The organism is Aeromonas sp. QDB11 (assembly GCF_027705265.1).
Lineage (GTDB): Bacteria > Pseudomonadota > Gammaproteobacteria > Enterobacterales > Aeromonadaceae > Aeromonas > Aeromonas allosaccharophila.
This window is the reverse complement of sequence record NZ_JAPDBM010000110.1, coordinates 1-6,547: the sequence shown is the minus strand read 5'-3', so window position 1 is coordinate 6,547 and position 6,547 is coordinate 1. Positions and strand designations below refer to the sequence as shown.

Sequence of the window (6,547 nt, the reverse complement as noted above, 5' to 3'; positions counted from 1 at the left end):
GGGGTTTGGGGAGCAATGGAACCAAAAACCAACGTAAGCCCTACCAACGCTTTTCGGTGTCTTCTTCCCAGGCGCCCATCTCGACAAAACAGTTGCGCATGTCGGCCTCCTGGCTGATCTCGGTCAGCAGGTCATGCACGCTCTTGTCCAGCTCATCGTCGCTCCGATACGGAATGGTCAACTCATAGTGGCCGGCATCCAGCCGCTTCATGCCATAGGGCTCCAGGCAGTAGCGCTCAATGTTCTCCGTGGCCCGCTTCCGGCCGCGCACGAACTTGCTGTTATTCACCACCGCGAGGCGCAGGGTGACGGTGGCCACCCGCTCGGCGGCGGGCGGCTCTGCCGGCGACGCGGCCGAAGGCTGCTGGTCGCGTGACCTGGCGCTCTTCTGGTACGCGCCGATCTCGACACCACGGTGGCGCAGGTAGCTGTACAGCGTGCTCTTGGAGATGTGCAGCTTCTCGCCGATCGCGCTGACGCTCAGGCGACCTTCGCGGTAGAGGGTTTCGGCCGCCATGGCGGTGGCCTCAGCCTTGGCTGGCAGGCCCTTGGGACGGCCACCGATCCGGCCACGCGCCCGTGCGGCCGACAGACCCGCCTGAGTCCGCTCGCGGATCAGCTCGCGCTCGAACTCCGCCAGCGAGGCGAACAGGTTGAACACCAGGCGGCCTTGGGCGTGGGTGGTGTCGATGGGGTCATTCAGGCTCTGTAAGCCGACCTTGCGCTCTGCCAGCTCGCCGACCAACTCGACCAGGTGCTTGAGGGAACGCCCAAGGCGATCCAGCTTCCAGATCACCACGGCATCACCCGGCCGCACGTTGGCCAGCAGTTTGTCCAACTCCGGCCGGGCGCTTTTCGCGCCGCTGGCGATGTCTTGGTAGATGCGTTCGCACCCGGCCTGTTTCAGGGCATCGACTTGTAGGTCGGCTTTCTGATCCCGAGTGCTCACTCGCGCATAACCGATCTTCATCAAAAGTACTGTTTACTCGACTACGTTAGTAATAGTTGAACTTTGATTAAGCGTACCAGTTATTTGAACCGTAGCGCGGGGAGCTTAACGAACCGAGCCATTCCTCGATAGAGTTCGGCAAAACCTTCGTTTTGTCGAACCATTGCATCGCCCTTTGTGATTGGCGTATAAACACACAAACACCTATTAGCGGAGAACGCTATGAATACCATTCGCTGGAATGTCGCCGTCTCGGCCGACACCGACCAGTCGCTTCGGATGTTTCTGGCCAGCCAGGGCGGCGGCCGTAAGGGCGACCTGTCGCGCTTCATCGAAGAAGCGGTACGGGCACACATCCTGGAGCTGAGCGCTGAGCAGGCCAAGGCCGCTAACGCCCATCTGAGTGAGGCAGAATTGACCAACGCGGTTGACGAAGCGCTCGACTGGGCACGTAAGCGCTGATGCGGGTCGTGTTGGATACCAACATCCTGTTCAGCGCCCTGATCTCGCCACATGGCGCGCCCGATGCGATCTACCGTGCCTGGCGGGCGGCGCGTTTCGAGGTGGTGACCTCGCGGATGCAACTCGATGAAATTCGTCGAGCCAGCCGCTATCCCAAGCTTCAGGCCATCCTACAGCCCGCCAAGGTGGGCGCCATGATCAATAACCTGCAACGGGCTGTGGTACTGGAGCGCCTGACCATCGAGGTCGAAGCCGATGATCCGGATGACTCGTTTTTGCTGGCCATGGCCTTGGCGGGCGATGCGGACTACCTGGTAACCGGTGATCGCCGCGCCGGCCTGCTGCAACGCGGGCACATCGAACGCACGCGGATCGTCACGCCCGCCGTGTTCTGCGTCGAGGTGCTGTGATCAATGCCGGTCGGTTTTCTGACTCAAGAGCAACGCGACGGTTTTGGCCGCTATGTTGATTCGCCCAGCCGTGAAGAGCTGGAACGTTACTTCCACCTGAGCGATGAAGACCGTGAAGCCATCCAGGTGCTGCGGGGTAACCATAACCGTCTGGGTTATGCCGTTCTGCTGACCACCGTCCGCTTCGTTGGCGTTCTGCCGGACAAGCCCGCCGCCGTGCCGGTGGAAGTCCTGCAGGTGCTTTGCCGACAACTGGCGATTCCAGACCCCGACTGCCTCCAGCGCTATAGCGATCATCGCCGCTGGATACATGCCACCGATATTCAGAACCGCTTTGGCTATCGTCATTTCACCGATCCGGGCATCGGCTTTCGCTTGAGCCGCTGGCTGTATGCCCTCTGCTGGACGGGCACCGACCGGCCGGGAGTGCTGTTTGAGCGAGCCACCTCGTGGCTGTTCACACAGAAAGTCCTCCTGCCTGGTGTGTCTCAACTAGAGCGCTTTATCGCCCAGTTGCGCAGTCGGGTCGAAGAACGCCTCTGGTTTACGCTGGGCCGCAGCGTGACTGAGGAACAGCGATTGCAACTGCAAGACTTGCTGACGGTGGCCGAAGGCAACCGCAGCTCCCGGCTGGATCAATTGCGCTCCGGCCCGGTCATGGTCAGTGGCCCCGCGTTGATTCGGGCACTGCGCCGGCTCGATGACGTGCGCGGCATCGGCATCACCTTGCCGGCGGCGGCGCACATCCCTCCCAGCCGTATCGCCGCCCTGGCCCGCTTCGCCAACACGGCCAAGGTCACCGCGATTAATCGGCTGCCGGCGTCGCGGCGGATGGCGACACTGGTGGCCTTCGCACTCTGCCTGGAGGCGACTGCGCACGACGACGCACTGGAAGTCCTGGAGGCCTTGCTGCGCGACCTGTTCAGCAACGCGGAGAAGGCCGACAAGAAAGCCCGCATGCGCAGCCTGAAAGACCTGGATCGGTCGGCCGCGACGCTCGCCGCCGCGTGCAAGGTCGTGCTGGACAGCTCGATCAGCGATGACAACGTGCGCGCCCGGCTGTTCAACGACCTGCCGAGGACCACCCTGGAAAAGGCCCTGGAAGAGGTCAACGCGCTGATCCGCCCGGTAGATGACGTCTATTTTCTTGCATTGGAAGCGCGCTACCGCAGCGTGCGCCGCTTCCTGCCCGACCTGCTCAAGCACATCCGCTTCGGCTTCAGCCCGGCCGGCAAGGGCGTGGCGGCTAGTCTGGAGTGGCTGCAACTGAACCTGCCGCGCCGGAAGCCAGAGGATGACGCGCCGCAGGAGATCGTGGCCAAGGCTTGGCAGAAGCACATCACCCGCGAAGATGGCTCCCTCGACATGGGTGCCTATGTGTTCTGCACGCTCGATGCGCTGCGCACGGCCCTGCGCCGCCACGATGTCTTCGTCTCGCCCAGTTGGCGCTATGCCGACCCGCGTCTTGGCCTGCTCGACGGTGCCGAATGGCTGGCGGCGCGACCGATCATCTGCCGGTCACTGGGCCTGACCATCGACGCCAAAACCACCCTGGACGCCTTGTCCGTCGAGCTGGATGCAACCTGGCTGGCAGTAGCCGCGCGCCTGCCCGACAACCCGGCGATTCAACTGAGCGAGAACACCGAGGGCAAGACCGAACTGTCGCTCGGGGCGCTGGACAAGCTGGACGAGCCCTGCTCGTTGCTGCAACTGCGGGCGGCCGTGTCTGACCTGATGCCGCGTGTCGATCTGCCGGAAATCCTCTTGGAAATCGCCGCCCGCACTGGCTTTTCCGAGGCCTTCACCCATGTCTCCGAACGCAATGCACGCGCCGACAACCTGGTCACCAGCCTCTGCGCGGTGCTGTTGGGCGGGGCCTGCAACACCGGCCTGGAGCCCTTGATCCGCACCGACAACCCGGCGCTGCGCCGTGACCGGCTGTCCTGGGTCAGCCAGAATTATATCCGCGACGACACCCTGTCAGCGGCTAACGCCATCCTGGTCGGAGCGCAAAGCCAACTGGAACTGGCCCAAGTCTGGGGTGGCGGCGAGGTCGCCTCCGCCGATGGCATGCGCTTCGTCGTACCGGTGCGCACCGTGCATGCCGGCCCCAATCCGAAGTATTTCGGCACCGGCCGGGGTGTCACCTGGTACAACCTGATTTCCGACCAATTCTCCGGCCTCAACGCCATCACCGTGCCCGGCACGCTGCGCGACAGCCTGGTGTTGCTGGCGGTCGTGCTGGAACAGCAGACCGAGTTGCAGCCGACGCAAATCATGACCGACACCGGGGCCTACAGCGATGTGGTGTTCGGGCTCTTCCGCCTACTTGGCTACCACTTCAGTCCGCGGCTGGCCGATGTCGGCGGTACCCGCTTCTGGCGCACGCGCCCGGACGCGGACTACGGCAAGCTCAACGGGCTGGCCCGCCAGTCGGTCAAACTCGACCTGATCGCCGAGCACTGGGACGACCTGCTGCGCCTGGCCGGCTCGCTCAAACTCGGCCGGGTGCCGGCGACTGGCATCATGCGCACGCTGCAAACGGGAGATAGACCCACCCGGCTGGCCCAGGCGCTGGCCGAATTCGGGCGGATCGAAAAGACTCTGCACACGTTGACCTATATCGACGACGAGTCCAAGCGCCGCGCCACCCTGACCCAGTTGAACCGAGGCGAAGGCCGGCACAGCCTGGCCCGCGCCGTGTTCCACGGCAAACGCGGCGAGCTCCGCCAGCGCTACCGCGAAGGCCAGGAAGACCAGCTCGGTGCTCTGGGCCTGGTGGTGAACATCATCGTGCTGTGGAACACCCTCTACATGACGGCGGCCGTGGAACGGCTCAAGCAGCACGGCTATCCAGTGCTGGAAGAGGATTTGGCCCGGCTATCGCCGCTGATCTACGAGCACATCAACATGCTCGGGCGGTATTCCTTTGCGGTACCGGAAGAAGTTGCGCGCGGCGAGCTGCGGCCACTGCGTAATCCAGACGACGACCTGTGATCCCCCTAAACGCTATGAGCAACACCCAAGCTGCTGCTGGATCGGCGGGCACTTCACCGAGCCGAACGAACAGAAAACGCAGCAATCCCCTGGGTTGGGGCGCAGCAGCGCCTTGCAGTTGCTGCACTCGTAATAGAACTGGCAGGCGTCCGTGGGCATGGTTTCCGGCTTGGCGAAGCCGCAGCGCGGGCAAGTCAGCACGGACTCAAGGACAATGGCGCTCATCGTGACCTCACTTCTGCACTGTGGAGGGGTATCCCGCGTTCGCGGTCGCCTCAGTCAGTGCCTCGGGCTGGGCCTTATCGGGATCGTAGGTGACGGTCGCCGTCTTCTGGTCGAAATTGACCTGGACGTCACTCACGCCGGACACCTTCTCCAGCGACTTCTTGACCGTGATCGGACAGAGTCCGCACGTCATGTTCTGCACGTCGAGCGTGACGGTTTTCGGGGGAGCCGCCAGCGCCACGAAGGGCAAGGCGAAAAGCACGGCGATCAGCAGTTTGCGCATGGTTAATCTCCTTCAGTAGAACAGCGGGGCGAGCCACGGCACGGCCAATAGGCCGAGCAGCAGCACGCTGACGATCCAGAACACGAGTCGCTGTCGCACGAGCGTGCGCGGATCGGCGCAGGGTGTACCTGGCGTACAAACCTGTGGCACCAGGTAGAGCTTGCGGAATGCCAATCCCAGGAACAGTAGAGTCAACCCGATGAAGAGGGGGCGTAGTGGCTCCATCATGGGGTCACCTCAGAAAACGGAAAAAATCGTACGGTAAGCCGCTGGCATGGTCTAGCTTCTCGCAAACGATCGTTTTTGAGAGGCTTCAATGAGAATCAGATCCGCGCTAGTGCTGGTATGGCATGTTGCTTTCTCGAAAACCACTCTCATATTGCACGGCTGAAACAGCCGAGTTTCGAGAACCACGAAAATGCTGTTTCTAGGGGTTGGCAGCTTGCGCAAAGCCGCGCAGTTGCTGGGTATCGGATCTCTTAACGTGCTTTAATTTCCGAATTCTGAAGCGACCCCATCATGGTCAGAGCGCCCACCCACGTACCGCCGACACCGAGTGCCAACAGCACCAGTGGCCCGACACAGCACACCGACGCACCGATGGCGGTCAGCGAACTCGCGACCAGCGAGCCTTTCCCGGTGAGTTGCATCCCCATTCCCATCTCCTGAGCCTGATTGCCTAGGTGCTATTCTAAACTCCGTACCAAAGTACGGAATCAAGGAGAAAGTGATGGCCACAGAGCTGACCATTGGCAAGCTGGCAGACGCCGCCGGGGTGAACGTCGAGACGATCCGCTACTACCAGCGACGCGGGCTGCTGGATGAACCAGCCAAACCCTTGGGTGGCCATCGGCGCTATCCGGTGGACATGGTGAAGCGACTGCGTTTCATCAAGCGGGCTCAGGCGCTGGGTTTCACGCTCTCGGAAGTCGGTGGACTGCTGACGCTGGATGAGTCGTGCGCCTGTGCCGAAACGCGAGCACGGGCTGCACGCAAGCTCGCGTTGATCGAGCAGAAGATGGCCGACTTGGTCGTCATGCAGCAACTGTTAGGCGAACTGGTGCAGCAATGTGATGCGGGAGACGGCGGAACGATCTGCCCGATCATCGAGGCACTGATCAGAGAGTAATGCCTGGCGGGTGAGCTGGAGATCGGAAAGCCCCTTTACGGTGGGATTCAGAGCTTACGTTGGTTTTTGGTTCCATTGCTCCCCAAACCCCA

The 6,547-nt window shown here is 62.3% G+C and carries 9 protein-coding genes; 4 read left to right on the top strand and 5 right to left on the bottom strand.

Going from position 1 to position 6,547, the window contains the following annotated elements; genetic code table 11:
* Window positions 1–40: 40 nt before the first annotated feature.
* Window positions 41–970 (bottom strand): recombinase family protein, encoded by a 930-nt coding sequence (locus tag OKC40_RS21475; protein WP_003150544.1) that lies wholly within the window; start codon window positions 968–970, stop codon window positions 41–43.
* A 201-nt stretch (window positions 971–1,171) separates the two neighbouring features.
* Between OKC40_RS21475 and OKC40_RS21470 the strand changes: the two genes are divergently transcribed.
* The 3 genes from OKC40_RS21470 to OKC40_RS21460 are packed head-to-tail and all read left to right on the top strand — an operon-like array spanning window position 1,172 to window position 4,818.
* On the top strand, window positions 1,172–1,411 hold the full coding sequence (locus tag OKC40_RS21470; RefSeq protein WP_003089107.1) for a ribbon-helix-helix domain-containing protein: 240 nt from the start codon (window positions 1,172–1,174) through the stop codon (window positions 1,409–1,411).
* Between the two features lie 8 nt (window positions 1,412–1,419).
* A complete protein-coding gene (locus tag OKC40_RS21465) occupies window positions 1,420–1,821 on the top strand; it encodes a putative toxin-antitoxin system toxin component, PIN family (protein WP_033724048.1) in 402 nt (133 codons plus the stop codon).
* Between the two features lie 3 nt (window positions 1,822–1,824).
* On the top strand, window positions 1,825–4,818 hold the full coding sequence (locus OKC40_RS21460) for a Tn3 family transposase (protein WP_033995769.1): 2,994 nt from the start codon (window positions 1,825–1,827) through the stop codon (window positions 4,816–4,818).
* A gap of 12 nt (window positions 4,819–4,830) precedes the next feature.
* On the opposite strand, the gene OKC40_RS21455 is transcribed toward OKC40_RS21460, so the two are convergent.
* From OKC40_RS21455 to OKC40_RS21440, 4 genes are all read right to left on the bottom strand, one after another.
* The gene (locus OKC40_RS21455) at window positions 4,831–5,043 is read right to left on the bottom strand and encodes a GDCCVxC domain-containing (seleno)protein (RefSeq protein ID WP_003089113.1); all 213 of its coding nucleotides are present in this window, start codon (window positions 5,041–5,043) and stop codon (window positions 4,831–4,833) included.
* Window positions 5,044–5,050: 7 nt separating this feature from the next.
* Window positions 5,051–5,326, bottom strand: a complete 276-nt coding sequence (merP, locus tag OKC40_RS21450) for a mercury resistance system periplasmic binding protein MerP (protein ID WP_003150552.1) — start codon at window positions 5,324–5,326, stop codon at window positions 5,051–5,053.
* A gap of 12 nt (window positions 5,327–5,338) precedes the next feature.
* A complete protein-coding gene (locus OKC40_RS21445) occupies window positions 5,339–5,554 on the bottom strand; it encodes a mercuric transporter MerT family protein (protein WP_225865360.1) in 216 nt (71 codons plus the stop codon).
* A gap of 251 nt (window positions 5,555–5,805) precedes the next feature.
* Window positions 5,806–5,982: a mercuric transporter MerT family protein gene (locus OKC40_RS21440; RefSeq protein ID WP_224873767.1), complete on the bottom strand. Its 177-nt coding sequence runs from the start codon at window positions 5,980–5,982 to the stop codon at window positions 5,806–5,808.
* A gap of 74 nt (window positions 5,983–6,056) precedes the next feature.
* On the opposite strand from OKC40_RS21440, the gene merR reads away from it, so the two are divergent.
* Complete coding sequence (merR, locus tag OKC40_RS21435; RefSeq protein WP_003089120.1) at window positions 6,057–6,455, top strand: Hg(II)-responsive transcriptional regulator; 399 nt, start codon at window positions 6,057–6,059, stop codon at window positions 6,453–6,455.
* Window positions 6,456–6,547: the final 92 nt, after the last annotated feature.